Consider the following 17614-nt stretch of genomic DNA (forward strand, 5'->3'; position numbering starts at 1 on the left):
GAGTCCGATTTGTTGTAACTCCGGGTAACCATTAGCTTTGATGGCAGGCAGTGTTGCCGATCACGGAGAAGAAATTTGAAGCTCGTCACCCCGCGTCGGTTCCGGCGTCTCGAAGAAGTAGTCCCCCGATGACCCGGGCCGTCCAGAGCCGGTCCGCTGTGCGCATCGTCCGGGACAACTTCTCCAGCACCTCGGTGGCGTCGCTGCGCACCTTCGGCCGCGCGGTCGGCATCGCCGAGGAAGCCGTGGTCGGGACCTTCACCGATATCGCGCGTCGCCAGTTCCAGTGGAAAGAGGCGATCCTGCAGGCGTGGCGGCTGATCACGGTCACCGCGATCCCGGCCATCCTCATCGCGATTCCGTTCGGCGTCATCGTCTCGGTCCAGGTGGGCAATCTGATCCACACCCTGGGCGCGGATTCGCTGCTCGGCGCGACCGGCGGCCTGGGCGTCATCAAGCAGGGCGCACCGCTGGCCACCGGCTTCCTGCTGGGTGGCGCGGGCGCGGCGGCGCTGGCCGCGGATCTGGGCGCGCGCACCATTCGCGAGGAGATCGACGCGCTGAACACCATGGGCATCAGCCCGATTCACCGCCTGGTGATCCCGCGGCTGGTGGCGATGGTCTTCGTGGCGCCGCTGCTGAACGTGCTCATCATCTTCGTCGGCGTGCTCGCCGGGTACGGCGTCGCCATCGGCGGGCAGGGCGTGACGCCCGGCTCGTACTGGTCCACCTTCGGGTCCTTCACCACCACCGCCGATGTGTGGGTGTCGCTGTTGAAGGCCGTCATCTTCGGATTCCTCGTGGTGATCATCGCCTGCCAGCGCGGGCTCGAGGCGAAGGGCGGCCCGCGGGGTGTCGCCGACGCGGTGAACGCCGCGGTGGTGCTGTCGGTGGTGTCGATCGTGACGGTCAATCTGGTCGCCACGCAGATCACCGATCTGTTCCTGCCCACCAGGCTGGCCTGATGTCGGCTACCTACGTGCCCAAGGGGCTGGGCCCGTTCGCGCGCGCCTATCGCAAGCGGGGCCTGATCCTGCGCCGGGTGGAGAACCTGGGTTTCACGCTGGCCTTCGTCTGGCAGGTGCTGTCGTCGATTCCGTTGACGCTCGAGCGGTATCGCGCGGAGACCATGCGCGCCATCAGCGATATGACCTGGGGCCGCGGCTCGGTCATCGTGGGCGGCGGCACAGTTCCGATGATGATCGTGCTCGGTCTGGTCATGGGCGCGTCGGTGGCGGTGGAGTCCTTCACCACGCTCGACATGCTGGGCATGGGCCCGGTGTCGGGTCTGGTGTCGGCGTACGCCACCACGCGTGAACTGGCCCCGATCGTGGCGGCCATCGGTTTCGCGGCGCAGGCGGGCTGCCGCATGACCGCGGAGATCGGTTCCATGCGCATCTCCGAGGAGATCGACGCCATCGAATCCCTCGGTCTGCGTTCGGTTCCCTTCGTGGTGACCACCCGCGTGCTGGCGGGCGCGGTGGCCATCGTGCCGACCTTCCTGATCGCGCTGATCCTGTCCTACGCGGCCTGCCGCGGGCTGATCACGCTGGTGCACGGGGCCTCGGCCGGTGTGTACGACCACTATTTCTTCCAGTTCGTCTCCGGCTTCGACGTGATCGCGGCGGTGGTGAAGGTGGCCGTGTTCGCGGTGGTGGTGATCCTGATCCACTGCTACTTCGGCTTCTTCGCGACCGGTGGTCCGGAGGGCGTGGGCATCGCCTCGGGCAAGGCGGTCCGCGCGTCGTCGGTGGCCATCGTGGCCATGGACATGGTGATGTCGCTGGCCCTGTGGGGCTTCAACTCGGCGATTACGTTCACGGGGTAGGGGATGCCGAATTACGGAATGCCGGGTGTGGCCGTCGATCGCAAGCGCGCGATGACGGTCGGCACGGTGGCGCTGGCGTTGGTGGTGACGGTGGTCGCCGGATGGGCGCTACTGTATCGATGGCAGCAGGACGAGCCGGGGATGCCGATCTCCTTGCGCACCGAGCAGGTCGGTGACGGCGTGCTGGTCGGCACGGATGTGCGCGCCGATGGCGTGGTGGTCGGCAAGGTCACCGAGATCGCTCCGGACAAGCACGGTACCCAGCAGATCTCGCTGCGCCTGGACGATTCGAAGCTGTTCGGCCTCGACGACAGCCTGCGGGTGGATTACGCGCCCGCCAACCTGTTCGGCATCAGCGAGATCGAATTGCGCCGGGGCGCGGGCGGTTCCCCGCTGCGGCCGGGCACGGTGCTGGACTTCACCGGCCGCCGCGCGAGCGAGGTCTACGACGCCACCATGGGCTCGATCCTGCGCAGCGCCGCGCAGGTGGGCGGGTCGGTGCTGACGCCGCAGATGGCCTCGGTCATCGCGCAGGCCGCGGCCGACACCCAGGCGTTCACGCCGCTGGCGCAGGCGCTGATCACCGCGCAGCGCACCATCACCGACAACCAGAAGATGCCGATGTCGCAGCTGTTCGGCGAGCTCGGTCCGGCCTTCGACGGCGGCGGTCAGTTCGCGGGCGCGACGGTGCAGGTGGTGGACCTGATTCGCAGCATGCAGCGTCTGCAGACCGACCGCGCCACCTATGACAAGGGCGTCGCGACCGTCACCGGTCAGCTGCTGCCCGCGCTGGCGGCCACGTTCTCGCAGGCCGGAACTCAGCTCTCCGGCAGCACCGACATGTTGGTGCCGGTGCTGACCGCGCTCGCGCAGATGGTGCCGCAGCCGCAGCAGTCCTCGGCCGAATTGCGCCTGCTGCTGGAGCGGCTGCGCGCCGCCATGCCCGACAACGGGCAGGGGCCGGTGCTCAACGTGCAGGTCGAATTGAAGGGCATGCCCGGTATCGCGGTGCCGCTGCTGGGAGGTGCGCGATGAATGTGAAGCAGGCGGGCTGGCGGCTGGCCCTGTTCGCGAGCGTGATCGGGGTGGTGCTCCTGTTGGTGCTCACCGCGATTCAGCGTCCGGTGTCCGGGCGGACCGAGACCCACGACGCCATCTTCACCGATGCCAACGGCCTCAAGGTCGGCGATGACGTGCGCATGTTCGGTGTGCAGGTCGGCAAGGTGAAGCAGATCGGACTGGAGGGTTCGAAGGCGCGGGTGCAGGTGTCGGTCAAGACCGATTCGCCGGTGTACGACAACTCGAAACTGGCCATCCGCTACCAGAATCTGACCGGGCAGCGGTACATCGACCTGCAGCAGCAGCCGCAGCCGGGCAATCGCATCGCCGCGGGCGCGCGCATCGGGGAAGACCACACGGTGCCGTCGTTCGATGTGACGCAGCTGTTCAACGGCCTGAAGCCGGTGTTGCAGACCATCTCTCCGGAGGCGATCAACCAGTTCAGCGCGAGCATGGTGGCGTTGATCGAGGGCGACGGCAGCGGGCTGGGCCCGGCCATGGACGCGATCGGGAAATTGGCGTCGTACGTGGACAACCGGCAGCAGGTGATCTCGACGCTGATCCGCAATATGTCGGATCTGTCGGACCGGCTCGGCGGGCGCGTGCACTACCTGGTGCCGCTGCTGAAGCAGCTCTCCGACATCTTCGAGGCATTGCAGCAGAACATCGGCGGGCTGGCGCAATTCGCGGTGACCGCGCCGTCGGTGCTGCGGCCGATCGACAACCTGCTGCGCACGCTGGGGATCAACAGCGGCTCCGACGTGGACGCGCTGATCCGGCAGATCTTCCCCGACGCCAAGGAGGCGGTGGCGGTCCTCGGCCGCCTGCCCGCCGTGCTGAGCGCCGCCGACGCGGCCCTGCCGGCCAGTCCGAGCGGATGGAAGCCGGTGTGCAGCAAGGGAACCGCGGAACTGCCGGCGGTGGTCAAGGTGCTCGTGTCGGGACAGCAGGTGGCGATATGCAACGGATGAGATTGCCGCGCGCTCTTCAGGGAATCAGCTTGAAGCGTGACGACCGCGTCGTCGACGAGGCGACCAAGCAGAAGCGGCATCTGCGGCAGGGCGTCATCGGCGCGATCGTGGTCGTGCTCGGCCTGACCGCCGCCGGCGCGCTGTACGTGATCCCGTTCGGCAAGCACACCTACACCGCGGAACTGTCCGAGGCGCAGTCGGTGAAGGCGGGCGACGACGTGCGCGTGGCCGGTATCTCCGTCGGCGAGGTCAAGTCCCTGGAACTGAAGCCGGACAAGGTCGTCATGCGCTTCACGGTGAAATCCGATGTGTTCCTGGGGGATCAGACCTCCCTCGACATCCGCATGCTCACGATCGTCGGCGGCCACTACGTGGCGGTGTTCCCGGCGGGCAGCAAACCGCTCGGTTCGGCGGCCATTCCCGCGGACCGGGTGCGCCTGCCGTACAGCCTGATCGAGACCTTCCAGGACGCGGCCACCCCGCTGGCCAAGATCGACGGCTCCACGCTGAACCAGAACCTGGCGGCCCTGGGCAATTCGATCGACGGTGCGCCCGACACCCTGCGCACCACGCTGCGCACGGTCGGCACCTACGTGGACGCGCTGGAGAAGCAGCGCGGCCAGGTGTCGAACGCGGTGTCGGTGGCCGACGAGTACGTGCGCATGTACGACGGCGCGAAGCAGGACCTGGGCCGGCTGATGGACAATGCCAACCTGCTGGTCACCGTGCTCGACGACAAGCATTCGGAGATGGCGGAGGCGATCCGCCTGCTCAGTGACGTGCTCGGCCGCCTGGGCGGCTTGCAGCCGACCTGGTCGGATCTGAAGCCGCAGCTCACCGATGCCATCACCCGGCTCGAGCAGCTCGGCCAGAAGTTCGAGCCGACGCTGAACGCCGCGCAGGACTTGCAGAAGAAGCTGTCGGACTTGGTGATTCCGGACGGCGGCGTCACCGTCGACCACTCGCAGCAGACGGTGACTCTCCCCGCGCAGCCGCAGGTGTGCGTTCCGGTGCCCGGGAAGGACTGCTGATGTTCAAGCGGATGCTCGGCTCGCAGGCGTTCATGTCGGTCGCGGGCGCGATGGTCGTGGTGCTGCTGGCCGTGGTCGGCTACTTCGTCTGGTTCGACCCGATGAAGAAGACGGTGGCCTACTGCGCCGTCATGCCCGACGCGGTCGGCCTGTACGCGGGCAACAAGGTGACCATGCGCGGAATCCCGGTCGGCACCGTCGATTCCGTCGACTCCGACGGCACCAAGGTGAAGGTGAAGTTCTCCGTCGACGCGAAGTACCCGGTGTACGCCGACGCCGCGGCCACCACCGTCTCGGATTCCATTGTGGCCGATCGCAATCTGGCGGTGCTCAATGGCGGCAAGAACCTGGCGCACTGGGATTCGTCGAAGTGCATCACCAAATCCCTGACACCCAAGAGCATTACGGAGACCCTGACCGCGCTGGCCGACCTGGCCTCGCAGTTGCAGCAGGCGCAGGCCCCGGACGCGCTGGCGCACGGGCTATCCGGGCTGGACGCGGCCACTCAGGGCACGGGCCCGCAGATCAACGAGATCGTCAAGAAGCTGGGTTCGGCGCTGGCGCAACCGGATGCCGACATCGGCCATCTGGCGGGCATCTTCGACGCCTTCGCCTCGGTGGGCGAGAAGGTCGAGCAGCACTGGGGCGATCTGCGCTCCATGCTGCTGCGCCTGGGCCCGGCGTTGAACAATGCCAGCGCCGAATTGCTCGTTCCCGGTGCGCAACTCATCGATCGACTGGGTGAGTTGCTGCCCATGCTGAACGATCTGGCCACCATCGCCGGTGACCCGATCATGCGCGCCCTCGACGACACGCTGCCGCTGGTGCGCCTGCTGCGCGCCAATGTCGGCTCGCTCTCGGAGGTGGTGCGCAAGATGCCGGTGCTGACCAATGCCGCCCAGAACGTGATGGGCAACGGCGTCACCTACGGTTCGCCGCGGGCGGCGCTCCCGGCCCCGCAGTCCGAGCAGGTCTGCGCCGCCCTCAACGCGGTCACCCCCGGCAGCTGCACCGACGCCGCCAACGGCATGGTGAACGTCCCGCTGGTGCCCCTGGTGCTCGGAATGGCAGGTGCGCGATGAGAATCGGACGCTGGAACTTCCAGCTCGACACCGCGGCCGCCGGTCGCCTCGGGACCGTGGTGGGGACGGCCCCGTCACGGCGTCGGTTGGAGCGCGTCGGCGCGGCCGTCCTGGCGGCGGGGCTGCTGGCCGGAGTGGGCGGCTGCGCCTTCGATCCGGCGGCGGTGCCGGTGCCGGGGACCGGCGTCTCGGGTTCGACCTATCGCATCCACATCGAGTTCGGCAATGTGCTGAACCTGCCCGCCAAGGCGAAGGTCATCGCCAATGGCGCGCAGGTCGGCACGGTCGACGGTGTGCGCGTGGTGGATTCGGCGAACGCGGGCAGGCGCGGCGGGTACGTCGTGGTCGACGCCGAGGTCTCCTCGAAGGTCCAGTTGCCGACGAATACGGTGGCCGAGTTGCGGCAGAACACCGTGCTCGGCGACATCCACCTGGCCCTGAGCACGCCGCCGGATGGCTTCGGCACGCTGCTGAAGGACGGCGGCACCATCACCCAGGACCACACCCGGCCGCCGGTGCAGCTCGAGGACACCATGGCCGCGCTGGCCGCGTTCACCCAGGGCGGGGCGGTGAACCAGTTGCAGGACATCATCAATCACTTCAATGCCGTGTTGCCGCAGGATCCGAACGAGACCAAGCGGATCGCGCAGAACGCCGCCGGGAACGCGGTGGATCTGGCCGCGAACCTGGATCAGGTCGACAAGCTGCTCAACGGTCTGGGCGTGAACGCCCAGGTGCTGCACGATCGCGCGGACTTCCTGGACCACCAGCTGAGCCAGGAGTCGGTGGACGCCATGACCGGTGTCACCAATTCCATCAAGGGCGTCACCCAGATCTTCGCGGTGCTCGGGCAACTCGGGCAGTCGCTGGTGTGGCTGGCCCCGCTGGCCACCGCGCTGGATCCGGTGACGCAGTCCTTCGCGCCGCTGGCGCTGTCGGGCAAGCCGCTGGATCTGTCGGTGCCCTCGAACCTGTCGCTGCTGGTCTCGCTGTTGCGCGACAAGCTGATTCCCTTCGTCGAGAACGGCCCGAAGGTGAATGTGACCGGCATCCACGCGGATTCGGTGTCCCGCGACGATCAGGTCACCACCATGCTGTCCGGGCTGCGCATGATCGGAGCGGTGCGATGAAGTGGGGTTCGGTGGCGTCGCTGGGCGGCATCGCGGTGGTCACCGTGGTGGGTGCGAGCTATCTGACCTTCGGGGTGGTGCGGGCGGATCCGTTCGCGCACCACACCGACGCGTCACTGGTGATGGCGAATTCCGGTGGCCTGAGCGTGGGTTCGCCGATCCTGCTCACCGGCATGCGGGTCGGGAAGATCACCTCGGTGGACTCCACCGCGCGCGGCGTGGAGGTGGGCTTCCGCATCGACGGCGACCGGAGACTGCCGACCGACTCCGACATCACCATCGAGCAGCTCTCCGCGCTGGGCGAGCCGTTCGTGGAGTTCCGGCCCCGCACCGCGGGCGGTCCGTATATCGAGGACGGTCAGCGGCTCGACGCCGCGGCGGTGAAGTCGCCGTTGTCGATTCCCGAGGTGTCGCGACTGGTCAACAAGGTCATGAACCAGCTCGATCCCACGGTGGCCGCCTCGCTCGCGAGCACGCTGAGCGCCGCCTTCCACGACACCGATTCGGCCATGCCGAATCTGACCCGCGCGGGCGACCTGCTGGCCGCGGCCATTCTGAGCCGCGAGCCCAAGATTGCCCAGCTACTCAACAGCTTCCAAGCCGCGGCCTCGAATATGGAAGGCATGGGTGCGGCGACCGCGGCTGCCGCACCGGCATTCGTGCAGTTCGAGCAGTCGCTCGAGCAGCTCATCAATGCGGTCGGTAGACTCGTCGAGCGTGCCCCCGGTCCCCAGGCATATGTGGATGGCAACGGACTGGCACCCTTCCTGGCCGGGCTGACCGAATGGTTGCGGCAGGCCGGGCCCGAATTGAAGACCCTCGCACCCCAATTGCAGCCGCTCGCCGACGCGGCGCGCACGGCGGGGCCGCACATCAATATCAGCAGCTTGATCTCGCAGGCGCTCGCGTCCACCGGTGACGGTGCCGTGCGTGTGCAGGTCGAGGTGAAGTAGCAGTTCCAGCAAGGAGAAGACCCCCATGTCCCAGGACGCCGATACGAAGACTCCGGTCGAGCCGGACACCACGCCCGTGGCGCCGGCCGCCGGTAAGACGGTGTCGCTGAAGGTCTCGACGCTGGTGACCGCGGTCGCGGTGGCGGTGCTGATCGCCGCGCTGGTGACCGTCACGGTGCTGTGGCAGTCCGCCCGCGGCGACGTGCGCGCGCACGACACCCGCGCGGCCGACGACCAGCACGCCGCGGAAATCGCCTCCGAGTACGCCATGGGCGCGGCCAACCTCAACTACGCCGACTTCAATGCCTGGACCGCGCGGCTCAAGGCCAACACCACCCCGGCGCTGGCGGGCAAGTTCGACGCCACTTCCTCCAAGCTGCAGGAGATCCTGGTCCCGCTGAAGTGGACCTCGAGCCCGACCCTGCTGAGCTCGCAGGTGATCAACCGCGACAACGGCCTGTACAAGGTCAACGTCTATCTGAACGTGAACTCCACCAACGCCCAGAACCCCGACGGCGTGCTGACCACCGTGTACTACACGGTCAATGTCGACCCGAGCGATTGGAAGGTCACCGAGGTCGGCGGCATCGACCTGCCGCTGCCCAAGCAGTAGTCGTCGGTCGCGCGAGCGGTCACGCGGTCCGGCGTAGCTCGTCCGCCAGCCGGACCGCCAGCGCCACGATGGTCAGCGTCGGATTGGCGTGGCCGTTGGTCGGGAACACCGAACTGCCCGCGATGTACAGGTTCTCCATGCCGTGCACCCGGCAGTCGCCGTCCACCACGCCGGTGCGCGGGTCGGCGGACATGCGGGTGGCGCCGGTGGGGTGCGCCCAGTCGGTGAGCCGGGCGGGGAGCGGACTGGCCTCGCGCACCCATTCGTCCAGCGCGGGCGGGGTGTAGCCGAGCCGGGCGAACTCCCCGGCCACCAGGGCGGCGGCGCGGCGCACGGTGGTGTCCTCCTGGGCGCTGGTCTTCCAGTCGATGCGCGGATGCGGCAGCCCGAGCTCATCGACGGTGTCGCTCAGGCTGATCCGGCTGTCCGGGTCGGGCCGCTGCTCGACCATGCAGCGCAGTTCCACCTGTTCGAGCTTGTGCGGCAGGCCGGTGTGGTCGATCAGCCGGCGTTTGGCCCCCGACAGCAGCAGGCCGGGATTGCTGGCGACGGTGCGCGCGTCGTGCAGGTTCATGTGGCCGCGCAGCAGGTTCTTCACCGACTCCCAGGGGTCGTCCTCGGCGGGCACCTCCTGAATCCACAAGGCGCAGTTGAGGAGTCCCTCGTCGGCCTGGATCGCGGGGGAGAGCGCCAGCCCGTGCAGGAACGTGTTTTTGCCGCCGCGAGTTTTCACGACGTATTTGCCGAATCGATCCCGCGCGGCCGCCGAGGTGCGCGGGTCGAGCATGCCGACCACGCCGCAGCGATGGTCCAGCAGATACCGCCCGACCACATCGTGTCGATTGCCGATTCCGTTGGGTACGACGCGATTCGAGGCGAGGAGCAGTCGCGCGTTCTCGATTCCGCCGGTGGCGAGCACAATGCGGGTGGCGTGCACACTGCGTTCGTGCCCGGCCGAATCCGCGACGCGCAATCCCAGTACTCGTGTGCCCTCGGGATCGGTGTCGATATGGGTCACCGTCGCATTCAACAGAATTCGACTATTGCTCGCGGTGATCTCCGCGGCGTGCGGCCCGAATCGCTTGGAGTCGAAGGGATCCGCTGGGTCCTTGCTGATCTGCCAGAAGTAGGGACGCAGCCAACGCCGGTCCACCTCCTGGTGCGGCGGATGCCGATCGGCGAGTTCCCAGAACCGGTCGCCGGTGAAGCCGGCCCCGTAGCCCAGGCCCAGGTGCGCGGCCGCCCGGTCCAGATACGGTTCCACCTCGGACAATCCGATCGGCCAGCCGGAGAACGGGACCCAGGGGCGGGCCGTGAAATCGAGTTCGTCGAGTGGAGCGCAGCGTCCGCTCCAGGTGTGTGAACTGCCGCCGAGAATGCGATTGCGCGCATTCCGATACGGCTGGGCCCGCGCCGCTCCCACATTCTCTATGTCATTGAGCGCATCGCGTTCGGGGGTGAGTTCGAGGCCGCCGCTTTCGAGTACCAGGACCCGCAGCGAACTTCCCGCGAGTTCGGCGGCCAGAGTCAGACCGGCCGGTCCGGAACCGATGATGCACACGTCGGCCGCCAGCTCGCTGTCCCGTACGGCACTGAGGTCGTCGATATGCACCGGAAATCCTCCCGCACCCGCATCCACCCCCGAGAGGACGCGCTTCCCTTTGCCCGGACCTCATCGTAACCGCTCAATTGCGTGGCCGGGGCGCATCTTTCGGGGTCAGCATCCGCGCTGCAGAAATGCCCGCACATAACCGGCGGACTGCCGTACATACATCCACGACCAGAACAACAGACCCGAATCACTGGGGCTGGCAACCATGGTGATCTGTCCGGAAAAGCACTTTTCGACGATGTAGCGCGCTCGCGACACGTGCGGGGTGTAGGTCACCACGATGATGTGCTGCCAGTGCCCCGCCTGGGCGCGCCGCCGGATCTCGCGAGCCTCGCCCTGGGTGGTCCACGGGTCCGGCACGAAGCACGACACCCGGAAGGTGAATCCGCCGTCGCAGTAGCGGTCCATCACCGTGTCGTTCTGTCCGGTGGACCGCGAGATCAGCAGTTCCGGCGCGTACCCCTGCCGCGCGAGTTCCAGCCCCAGGTCGTAGCGCGCGTACGCGGTCCCGCCCAGCACCACGATGGCGTCGGCCGGACGCAGCGGATCGACCTGCGGGTGCACGAACACCGGCAGTCCCGCGAACGCGAGACCGGTGATCAGCGTCGCCACCAGGGCGACGGAGAGGGCGACCCTCCGGAGACCAGTCACGCCCTCGACGGTACCGATCGCCGGCCTCCCCGCCCGGAACGCCCCGATCGTGCAGACTGGGGGCAGTCACGTGAACGGATCACCCAGGCACACAACGTGTGTCATCCGGGAACGAGAGGAGTCCGGCATGGATCTGGGCCTGCACTACTGGAACTTTTCGACCCCCGCCGAGCCCGCGCTGATCGCGCCCACCCTGGCGCGCACCGCCCGCATCGCCGACGAAGCCGGGTTCGCGCAGTTCTCGGTCATGGACCACTACTTCCAGATGGAGCACACCGCCGCCCACGACGAACCGATGCTGGAGGGCTACACCACCCTCGGCTACGTGGCCGCGGTGACCGAGCGGATGCGGCTCGGCGTCCTGGTGACCGGCGTGATGTACCGGTATCCCGGCCTGCTGGCCAAGATCGTCACCACCCTGGACGTGCTCTCCGGCGGCCGAGCCGAACTCGGCATCGGCGCGTCCTGGTACGAGCGCGAGCAGCGCGCCCTCGGCGTGCCGGTGGTCCCGGTCGGCGAGCGGTTCGAACGGCTCGAGGAGACGCTGCGCATCTGCCTGCAGATGTGGGGTCCCGACAACGGGCCGTTCAAGGGTGAGCACTACGAGCTGGCCGAGACCGTCTGCGTGCCCGCGCCGCTGTCGCGGCCGCATCCGCCGATCCTCATCGGCGGCGGTGGCGAGAAGAAGACGCTGCTGCTGGTCGCCCGCTACGCCGACGCCTGCAACCTGTTCGCGAGTTCGGTCGAGGACGTCGCGCACAAGCTGGAGGTGCTGCGTGGGCACTGCGCCGCCGAGGGCCGCGATTACGACGCGATCCGCAAGACCGCGCTCTATGTCGCCCCGATCGCGCTCACCGATCCCGACCAGGTGCTGCGCGACGCCGAACAGCTGGCCGGGCTGGGCATCACCCAGCTGGATTTCATGCCCGACCGCGAGCCCGTCGCCTACGCCACCGAGTTCGCCGAGCGGCTGCTGCCGCGGCTGTCCGCCATCTGATTCCGGATTACCCGCCGGGGGTTCGGTATCATCGCGCGCGCTTGGCTTTACCACTTGGAGGACACCGTGCCCGCGAATCCCACCGCCGCCGAACTGCTGGCGACCGTCGAAGCCTCACCGCAGGCGGTCGGCGCGCACGACAAGGCCGCCTGGGTGGGCCTTTTCGCCGACGACGGCAGCGTCGAGGACCCGGTCGGCTCGCGCCCGCACGTGGGCCGCGCCGCCATCGAGCGCTTCTACGACACCTTCATCGGACCCAACGGCATCGCCTTCGACGTCACCAATGACGTGGTGTGCGGCATGACGGTCTTCCGCGATCTGAGCATCGCCACCACCATGTCGACCGGGGTCACCCTGCACGTGCCCATGCACCTGCGCTACGACCTGGCCGAGGTGGACGGCGCGCTGAAAATCCGTCGCCTGCGCGCACATTGGGAACTGGCGGGCATGATCGGCCAGCTCATGGGATCGGGCACCAAGGGGCTGCTGGCCGGGGCCAAACTGGGCCCGCAGCTGCTGGGCAACCAGGGCCTGGGCGGCGCGATGGGCTTCATGTCCGGGCTGCGCGGCGTGGGCGCGCCCGGCAAGCAGGCGGCCGAGCGGCTGCTGGACGCGGTCTCGCGTGGCGATTCGGCCAGTGCCCGTGCGGTTCTGGCCCCGGTGCCGCGCCTGGAGTGGGGTGTCGACGGCGCGATGTCGCTGGAGGACTTCGCCACCCGGGTCAAGGGCGTGCGCTGGGACAAGGCCCTCGCCGCCGGTCATTCGGTGACGGTGTCGGTGGACACCCGCGAGGGCCGCGGCATCGCCGAATTCGACTTCACCGAGCGCGGCCTGCGCATCGAGTCCGCGCGAATCTTCGTGTCGGCGGCCTGATTCCGGCCCCTCCGGGACCGGTCAGTCCCGGAGTCCGGCGATCTCGGCCAGGGGGTTCTTCCCGCTGAACGTAGTGCCGCCGGCCGCGCCGACCACCTTCCCGTGGACGCTGATCAACCACTGTCCGCACACACAGCGGTGGTACTGCACACCGCGGTGGGAGGAGACGGCGGCGGGCGAGGGCCAAGCGCAGGACGGGCATTCGGCGATCATCTGCACATCCTGCGCGTGCGAGCGGCACATGACCATGATCGACACGCGCCAATCCGGCAAATTGATGGCGTTTCTTGCACGACTCGCCGTGCATGATTTGCCAATGGGCGCATCGCAACTCGAGCCGGGCTGTCTGACAAGCCCTGTGGTCAGACCGTTTTGCCCTTGCGCACGGCGGTCGGCGTTGCCCCCCACCAGCGCTGACAGCAGCGGGTGAACACCGACTGCTCGGCCAGCCCCAACAGCGAGGCCACCTGGCTCATCGGCATGTCGGTGGTGGTCAGGTAGCGCCGGGCCTCGGCGCGCCGCACCTCGTCCAGGATCGTCGCGAAGCTGGTGCCCTCGGCGGTGAGCCGCCGCTGGAGCGTGCGCGGGTGGACGGTGAGCAGCCGTGCCACGGTGTCGATCTCGGGCGCGGCCGTGCCCAGCAGCTTCTGCAGCGCGGTGCGCACCCGCGGCGCGATGGCGGCCGCCTCGTCGCCGGACTGCTGGGCCAGGAAGGCCAGGGCCAGCCGGTGCAGGTTCTCGTCGCCGCCGGTGAGCACGCGGTCGGCCAGGCTGACCGGGACCCGCAGCAGCGCGGCCGGGCGCTCGATACGCACCGGCGCGCCGAAGAAGTCCTCGTACGCCTGGATCGGGGCGGCGGGCCGATAGGGCAGCTCCACCGAGCGCAGCCCGTAGCGGTCCTCGACGAGCCGTTGAATCGTCCTGTGCACGAACGTCAATCCGAGATCGCAGCCCTGCACCGGCACCGGCAGGCCGGGCGCGCTGACGCCGTAGCGCAGGGCGATGACGCCGCGGTCGCCGTACGGGTCGGGTTCCATGGTCAGGCTCAGCGAGCGGGCGTGCACGAACAGGTAGCGCGAGGTGCACTCCAGCACCGCGGCCAGGGTGGTGGCATTGCGGATGGCCAGGGCCAGCGGGCCCAGCATGTCCAGGTCCTGCCGCCGGGCCATGCGCAGGCCCAGATCCGGACAGTCCAGCTGATGGGCGGCGAGCTCGAGCACCGCGGCCACGGCCTGGTCGGGGACCAGCAGATCGTCGGTGTCGAGGGCGGCGACCGGCAGGCCGCAGGCGAGCGCCAGCTCCTCGGCGTTCCCGCCCAGCTCGGCCACGGTGGCGCGGAATCCGCGCAGGCCCGCGGATCTGATCACCGACATGTCGTCCAGGATCAAATAGTTGTCGCGTAGTGTCAAGAAACCGAATCCCGAGCCCAACAGACTGGAAGTCATGAACGCCGCGCAGACCCCCGCTGAACACCTCGACGTCGTCATCGTCGGAGCCGGGCTTTCCGGCATCGGCGCGGCGTACCGGCTCCAGACCGAGCAGCCCGGCCGCAGCTACGCCGTCCTCGAGGCGCGCGACGCGCTCGGCGGCACCTGGGACCTGTTCCGCTACCCGGGCATCCGCTCCGACAGCGACATGTTCACCCTCGGCTACCCGTTCAAGCCCTGGCGCGACGCCCAGTCCATCGCCGACGGGCCGTCGATCCTGCGCTACATCACCGAGACCGCGGCCGAGAACGGCATCGACCGGCACATCCGGTTCGGCACCAAAGTCGTTGCCGCCGAATGGAACAGCGGCGAGTCCCGCTGGACCCTGACGCTGGAGCAGCGCACCGGCGACCAGGTGGAGCACCGCACCCTCACCTGCGGCTTCCTGTACTCCTGCTCCGGCTACTACAACTACGACCAGGGCCACAACCCGGTGTTCCCCGGCATCGACGACTTCGCCGGCACCGTGGTGCACCCCCAGTTCTGGCCCGAGGACCTGGATTACGCGGGCAAGCGGGTAGTGGTCATCGGCAGTGGCGCGACCGCGGTCACCCTGGTCCCGGCCATGGCCGAGCAGGCCGAACTGGTGACCATGCTGCAGCGCAGCCCCACCTGGATCTCCGCGGTCCCCGGCCGCGACAAGGTGGCCGACCGGATCCGCGAACTGCTGCCCGCCGATCTGGCCCACCGGCTCATCCGCACCAAGAACATCCTGTTCAACATCGGCTTCTACCAGTACTGCCGCCGCCGGCCCGAGGCCGCGAAGAAGCTGCTCACCGGGCTCACCACCCGGATCCTGAAGGACGAGGCCCTGGTCGCCGAGCACTTCACCCCCGACTACAACCCGTGGGACCAGCGCCTGTGCGCGGTGCCCAACGCCGACTTCTTCAAGGCCATGCGCAAGGGTCAGGCCGAGGTGGTCACCGATCACATCGAAACCTTTGTGCCCGAAGGTATCCGGCTGAAGTCCGGCAAGGTGATCGAGGCCGATGTGGTGGTCACGGCCACCGGCCTGCAGCTGCTCGCCTTCGGCGGCATCGACCTGGTGGTCGACGGGACCCCGGTCGCGCTGTCGGAGCAGTTCGTCTGGCAGGGCACCATGCTCACCGGGGTGCCCAACTTCGCGGTCTGCATCGGCTACACCAACGCCTCCTGGACGCTGCGCGCCGACCTCACCTCGCGCCTGGTGTGCAAGGTGCTCGGCTACATGGAACGCAACGGCTACACCGCGGTGGTCCCGGAGCCGGACCGCGCGCTGCGCGAACGGCCGCTGCTGGATCTCGCGTCCGGTTACGTCCAGCGATCGATCGGCGATTTCCCGCGCCAGGGCGACCGCAATCCGTGGACGGTCCGTCAGAACTATCTGCTCGACACCGCGACCGTCATGCGCACGGATCTGAGCAAAACCCTGCGTCCGGTGGCCGCCAAGGAGTTGCAGCGGGTGTGACGCTGGTCTCACCGGCATCACCGGGTGCGAAGTTCGCGTCCGGCCGGTGGGCTACCCCTACCCGTGCGATTCTGTGTGGCATCCGAACGCGGGGTAGGGGAACTCGAGGGGGAGCAGCGATGGGTACGGAGAGCGGATTTCTGCTGCCCGCACCGGGATTCGAGCCGCCGTTGCCGTCGTCGCGGCGGCCGGGCGGTGGGGCGCCGGGGTGCCGGGCGCGGGTGGGCTCCGAATCGGCGGCGCGGGCTTCGCGCCCGGCCGGTCTGCAACGGGTTTTGCGGTCTTCGCACCCTGCGAATTCCGGGCGGAGTGACGAACGCAACACCGGCGCAGGGCAATTCGCCCGAACCGCCCTGCGATCGGCGCTCGAGGTGTTGGATGGTCGGCGGCCGCCGGGGCAGTTGGCCCCGCTCGCGGAACCCGCGGTCGTGGCCGCGGTGCGCACCCTCGCGGGCGGGCGCGGACTACCCGGGCGTGAGCTCGGGACCGCCACCCTCACCAGGGTCGATGTGATCATGACCGGGACCGCCGGCGGCGAGGTTTGCGCGGCCTACGATCGGGGCGGGCGGCATTTCGCGCTCGCGGCACGCATTGTCCGCGGTCGTTCCGGGTGGCGCTTGGCCGCATTCCGGGTGTGCTGAAGACCGGAGGGTCTCAGCGGTAATAGCTGAATTGTCTGGTGGCACCGAATTCGATTCGCGCCTGGTTTGAATCCTGCATCCCGCGGGATTAGCATTTCGGCGAATAGCGGCACCTACACGTGGAAGGGCAGTCCATGGCGAAGAAAGTCACCGTAACTCTGGTTGACGACTACGACGGCGAATCGAAGGCCGACGAGACCGTCTTTTTCTCGATCGACGGCAACGACTTCGAGATCGATCTGTCGAACAAGAACGCCGGTAAGCTGCGGGAAGCCCTGGAGCCGTGGTCGGAGAAGGCCCGCAAGGTGGGTCGTTCCAAGCGCAAGGTGGCCGCCGGCGGCCGTACCCGTCCTGCGGTGGACCGCGAGGAGAGCACCGCGATCCGGGAATGGGCGCGGGCGCAGGGTCATCAGGTTTCCTCGCGTGGTCGTATCCCGGCCGAGATCGTCGAGGCTTACCAGCGCGCCAAGAATTAGCCAGCGCAAATCCGAGCGCGGGAAATTCGGCGGGCTGATGGGCCGGTTGGCAGCGGCTTCTGACATATCGGGCCAAAACTGACAAATCAGGCCATTAGCTCTCCTGGATTTCTCGCGACAATCGGCGCCGTCGCTATGCGCGGCGACCGCACGGCCACCACCCCGGTCGAAAGTGAACAACAGGTGTCAGGGAGAATGCTTCCGAACAGAAGCAACCTGAGTTCTAGGGGTGATCGTTGTGGGCGAGACCGGTATCGAGCCCGAAAGCACCGGCATGTACGTCGATCGGGACGGTGACATGTGGGAAAAGCGGGATGACGGCTGGCATCTGATGCTGCAGCGCGGGGTGGCGGTGGACCCGGCCTCGTTCTGGGACTGGACCGAGGGCCACGTCCGCGACTACGCCCCGTTCCTCCAGGTACTCGCTGCCCGTTGAGGGCCTTCCTCGCACGCTAGCCCGGCGCCAACGCGCCGCTGAGATGGTCGTAGGCCACCTGCGCGTGCAATCGCACTCCGATGACGAACGTGTCGTCGTCGGCGTAGAAGCGCGGATACCCGATGTAGCCCTTGGGATATGGCGTGACGTGGAAGCCGAACGCCATGGTCGGGGTGCTCGTGGAGGTGTTGCCGCCAGCGCACCACCGTGCGGCCACCGCGGCCGCGCGCGTATCGAGATCTCCGTAGAGGTCGCTCATCGGGGCCGAGGCTACTACTGTGGTCACCGAGTTCGCCATCCGTTAGCTGACGCGTCGGCAGGCTCGTT

Annotated in this window: 20 protein-coding genes; 15 read left to right on the forward strand and 5 right to left on the reverse strand. The window is 68.1% G+C overall.

What is annotated here, in order from left to right:
* The first annotated feature begins 128 nt into the window (after nucleotides 1-128).
* The 9 genes from ACQP06_RS06430 to ACQP06_RS06470 are packed head-to-tail and all read left to right on the forward strand — an operon-like array spanning nucleotide 129 to nucleotide 8667.
* Nucleotides 129-965, forward strand: a complete 837-nt coding sequence (locus ACQP06_RS06430; RefSeq protein ID WP_357095820.1) for an ABC transporter permease — start codon at nucleotides 129-131, stop codon at nucleotides 963-965.
* Nucleotides 965-1828, forward strand: coding sequence for an ABC transporter permease (locus tag ACQP06_RS06435; protein WP_433671158.1), 864 nt, complete (start codon nucleotides 965-967; stop codon nucleotides 1826-1828). Before ACQP06_RS06430 ends, ACQP06_RS06435 begins: the two co-directional genes overlap by 1 nt.
* A 3-nt stretch (nucleotides 1829-1831) precedes the next feature.
* Nucleotides 1832-2863, forward strand: coding sequence for an MlaD family protein (locus ACQP06_RS06440; protein ID WP_433671160.1), 1032 nt, complete (start codon nucleotides 1832-1834; stop codon nucleotides 2861-2863).
* Nucleotides 2860-3858 carry an MlaD family protein gene (locus tag ACQP06_RS06445; RefSeq protein ID WP_433671162.1) on the forward strand — a complete coding sequence of 333 codons (999 nt, stop codon included), beginning with the start codon at nucleotides 2860-2862 and terminating at the stop codon, nucleotides 3856-3858. Before ACQP06_RS06440 ends, ACQP06_RS06445 begins: the two co-directional genes overlap by 4 nt.
* 29 nt (nucleotides 3859-3887) lie before the next feature.
* Nucleotides 3888-4889 (forward strand): MlaD family protein, encoded by a 1002-nt coding sequence (locus tag ACQP06_RS06450; protein WP_433671164.1) that lies wholly within the window; start codon nucleotides 3888-3890, stop codon nucleotides 4887-4889.
* Nucleotides 4889-5971, forward strand: a complete 1083-nt coding sequence (locus ACQP06_RS06455) for an MlaD family protein (protein WP_433671166.1) — start codon at nucleotides 4889-4891, stop codon at nucleotides 5969-5971. The genes ACQP06_RS06450 and ACQP06_RS06455 overlap by 1 nt, the downstream gene beginning before the upstream one ends.
* Entirely contained in the window at nucleotides 5968-7101 is a 1134-nt protein-coding gene (locus tag ACQP06_RS06460; RefSeq protein ID WP_433671168.1) for an MlaD family protein, read from the forward strand. Before ACQP06_RS06455 ends, ACQP06_RS06460 begins: the two co-directional genes overlap by 4 nt.
* Nucleotides 7098-8054, forward strand: a complete 957-nt coding sequence (locus tag ACQP06_RS06465) for an MlaD family protein (RefSeq protein ID WP_433671170.1) — start codon at nucleotides 7098-7100, stop codon at nucleotides 8052-8054. The genes ACQP06_RS06460 and ACQP06_RS06465 overlap by 4 nt, the downstream gene beginning before the upstream one ends.
* Before the next feature lie 25 nt (nucleotides 8055-8079).
* On the forward strand, nucleotides 8080-8667 hold the full coding sequence (locus ACQP06_RS06470) for a hypothetical protein (RefSeq protein ID WP_433671172.1): 588 nt from the start codon (nucleotides 8080-8082) through the stop codon (nucleotides 8665-8667).
* Between the two features lie 19 nt (nucleotides 8668-8686).
* Here ACQP06_RS06470 and ACQP06_RS06475 read toward each other — a convergent pair whose 3' ends face one another.
* A complete protein-coding gene (locus ACQP06_RS06475) occupies nucleotides 8687-10279 on the reverse strand; it encodes a GMC oxidoreductase (RefSeq protein ID WP_433671174.1) in 1593 nt (530 codons plus the stop codon).
* Nucleotides 10280-10384: 105 nt separating this feature from the next.
* Entirely contained in the window at nucleotides 10385-10930 is a 546-nt protein-coding gene (locus ACQP06_RS06480; RefSeq protein ID WP_433671175.1) for a YdcF family protein, read from the reverse strand.
* A gap of 127 nt (nucleotides 10931-11057) precedes the next feature.
* On the opposite strand from ACQP06_RS06480, the gene ACQP06_RS06485 reads away from it, so the two are divergent.
* Complete coding sequence (locus ACQP06_RS06485) at nucleotides 11058-11927, forward strand: LLM class F420-dependent oxidoreductase (protein ID WP_433671177.1); 870 nt, start codon at nucleotides 11058-11060, stop codon at nucleotides 11925-11927.
* A 66-nt stretch (nucleotides 11928-11993) separates the two neighbouring features.
* Nucleotides 11994-12800: a nuclear transport factor 2 family protein gene (locus ACQP06_RS06490; RefSeq protein WP_433671179.1), complete on the forward strand. Its 807-nt coding sequence runs from the start codon at nucleotides 11994-11996 to the stop codon at nucleotides 12798-12800.
* Between the two features lie 21 nt (nucleotides 12801-12821).
* Here the strand turns inward: ACQP06_RS06490 and ACQP06_RS06495 are convergent, their stop codons facing one another.
* Together ACQP06_RS06495 and ACQP06_RS06500 are read right to left on the reverse strand one after the other, a co-directional pair.
* A complete protein-coding gene (locus ACQP06_RS06495) occupies nucleotides 12822-13049 on the reverse strand; it encodes a hypothetical protein (RefSeq protein WP_379272707.1) in 228 nt (75 codons plus the stop codon).
* 113 nt (nucleotides 13050-13162) lie between these two features.
* Nucleotides 13163-14173: an AraC family transcriptional regulator gene (locus tag ACQP06_RS06500; protein ID WP_433671181.1), complete on the reverse strand. Its 1011-nt coding sequence runs from the start codon at nucleotides 14171-14173 to the stop codon at nucleotides 13163-13165.
* Between the two features lie 70 nt (nucleotides 14174-14243).
* Here ACQP06_RS06500 and ACQP06_RS06505 point away from each other — a divergent pair, with 70 nt between their 5' ends.
* The 4 genes from ACQP06_RS06505 (at nucleotide 14244) to ACQP06_RS06520 (ending at nucleotide 17287) form a co-directional block, all read left to right on the forward strand.
* Nucleotides 14244-15734, forward strand: a complete 1491-nt coding sequence (locus tag ACQP06_RS06505; RefSeq protein ID WP_433671182.1) for a flavin-containing monooxygenase — start codon at nucleotides 14244-14246, stop codon at nucleotides 15732-15734.
* A 119-nt stretch (nucleotides 15735-15853) separates the two neighbouring features.
* Nucleotides 15854-16375 (forward strand): Rv3235 family protein, encoded by a 522-nt coding sequence (locus ACQP06_RS06510; RefSeq protein WP_433671184.1) that lies wholly within the window; start codon nucleotides 15854-15856, stop codon nucleotides 16373-16375.
* 134 nt (nucleotides 16376-16509) lie between these two features.
* Nucleotides 16510-16851: a histone-like nucleoid-structuring protein Lsr2 gene (locus ACQP06_RS06515; protein WP_213561466.1), complete on the forward strand. Its 342-nt coding sequence runs from the start codon at nucleotides 16510-16512 to the stop codon at nucleotides 16849-16851.
* A gap of 238 nt (nucleotides 16852-17089) precedes the next feature.
* A complete protein-coding gene (locus ACQP06_RS06520) occupies nucleotides 17090-17287 on the forward strand; it encodes a hypothetical protein (RefSeq protein WP_357095852.1) in 198 nt (65 codons plus the stop codon).
* 16 nt (nucleotides 17288-17303) lie between these two features.
* Here the strand turns inward: ACQP06_RS06520 and ACQP06_RS06525 are convergent, their stop codons facing one another.
* On the reverse strand, nucleotides 17304-17546 hold the full coding sequence (locus ACQP06_RS06525; RefSeq protein WP_433671186.1) for a hypothetical protein: 243 nt from the start codon (nucleotides 17544-17546) through the stop codon (nucleotides 17304-17306).
* Nucleotides 17547-17614: the final 68 nt, after the last annotated feature.

It is taken from the genome of Nocardia sp. CA-136227, from assembly GCF_050955695.1.
In the GTDB taxonomy this organism is placed as follows: domain Bacteria; phylum Actinomycetota; class Actinomycetes; order Mycobacteriales; family Mycobacteriaceae; genus Nocardia.

Excerpts from the sequence above, each read along its gene's own strand:
- ACQP06_RS06430 (WP_357095820.1), top strand. The coding sequence starts at position 129 with ATGACCCGGGCCGTCCAGAGCCGGTCCGCTGTGCGCATCGTCCGGGAC.
- ACQP06_RS06510 (WP_433671184.1), top strand. The coding sequence starts at position 15,854 with ATGGGTACGGAGAGCGGATTTCTGCTGCCCGCACCGGGATTCGAGCCG.
- ACQP06_RS06495 (WP_379272707.1), bottom strand. The coding sequence starts at position 13,049 with ATGGTCATGTGCCGCTCGCACGCGCAGGATGTGCAGATGATCGCCGAA.
- ACQP06_RS06440 (WP_433671160.1), top strand. The coding sequence starts at position 1,832 with ATGCCGAATTACGGAATGCCGGGTGTGGCCGTCGATCGCAAGCGCGCG.
- ACQP06_RS06505 (WP_433671182.1), top strand. The coding sequence starts at position 14,244 with ATGAACGCCGCGCAGACCCCCGCTGAACACCTCGACGTCGTCATCGTC.
- ACQP06_RS06445 (WP_433671162.1), top strand. The coding sequence starts at position 2,860 with ATGAATGTGAAGCAGGCGGGCTGGCGGCTGGCCCTGTTCGCGAGCGTG.
- ACQP06_RS06465 (WP_433671170.1), top strand. The coding sequence starts at position 7,098 with ATGAAGTGGGGTTCGGTGGCGTCGCTGGGCGGCATCGCGGTGGTCACC.
- ACQP06_RS06460 (WP_433671168.1), top strand. The coding sequence starts at position 5,968 with ATGAGAATCGGACGCTGGAACTTCCAGCTCGACACCGCGGCCGCCGGT.
- ACQP06_RS06470 (WP_433671172.1), top strand. The coding sequence starts at position 8,080 with ATGTCCCAGGACGCCGATACGAAGACTCCGGTCGAGCCGGACACCACG.
- ACQP06_RS06455 (WP_433671166.1), top strand. The coding sequence starts at position 4,889 with ATGTTCAAGCGGATGCTCGGCTCGCAGGCGTTCATGTCGGTCGCGGGC.
- ACQP06_RS06515 (WP_213561466.1), top strand. The coding sequence starts at position 16,510 with ATGGCGAAGAAAGTCACCGTAACTCTGGTTGACGACTACGACGGCGAA.
- ACQP06_RS06500 (WP_433671181.1), bottom strand. The coding sequence starts at position 14,173 with ATGTCGGTGATCAGATCCGCGGGCCTGCGCGGATTCCGCGCCACCGTG.
- ACQP06_RS06485 (WP_433671177.1), top strand. The coding sequence starts at position 11,058 with ATGGATCTGGGCCTGCACTACTGGAACTTTTCGACCCCCGCCGAGCCC.
- ACQP06_RS06525 (WP_433671186.1), bottom strand. The coding sequence starts at position 17,546 with ATGAGCGACCTCTACGGAGATCTCGATACGCGCGCGGCCGCGGTGGCC.
- ACQP06_RS06435 (WP_433671158.1), top strand. The coding sequence starts at position 965 with ATGTCGGCTACCTACGTGCCCAAGGGGCTGGGCCCGTTCGCGCGCGCC.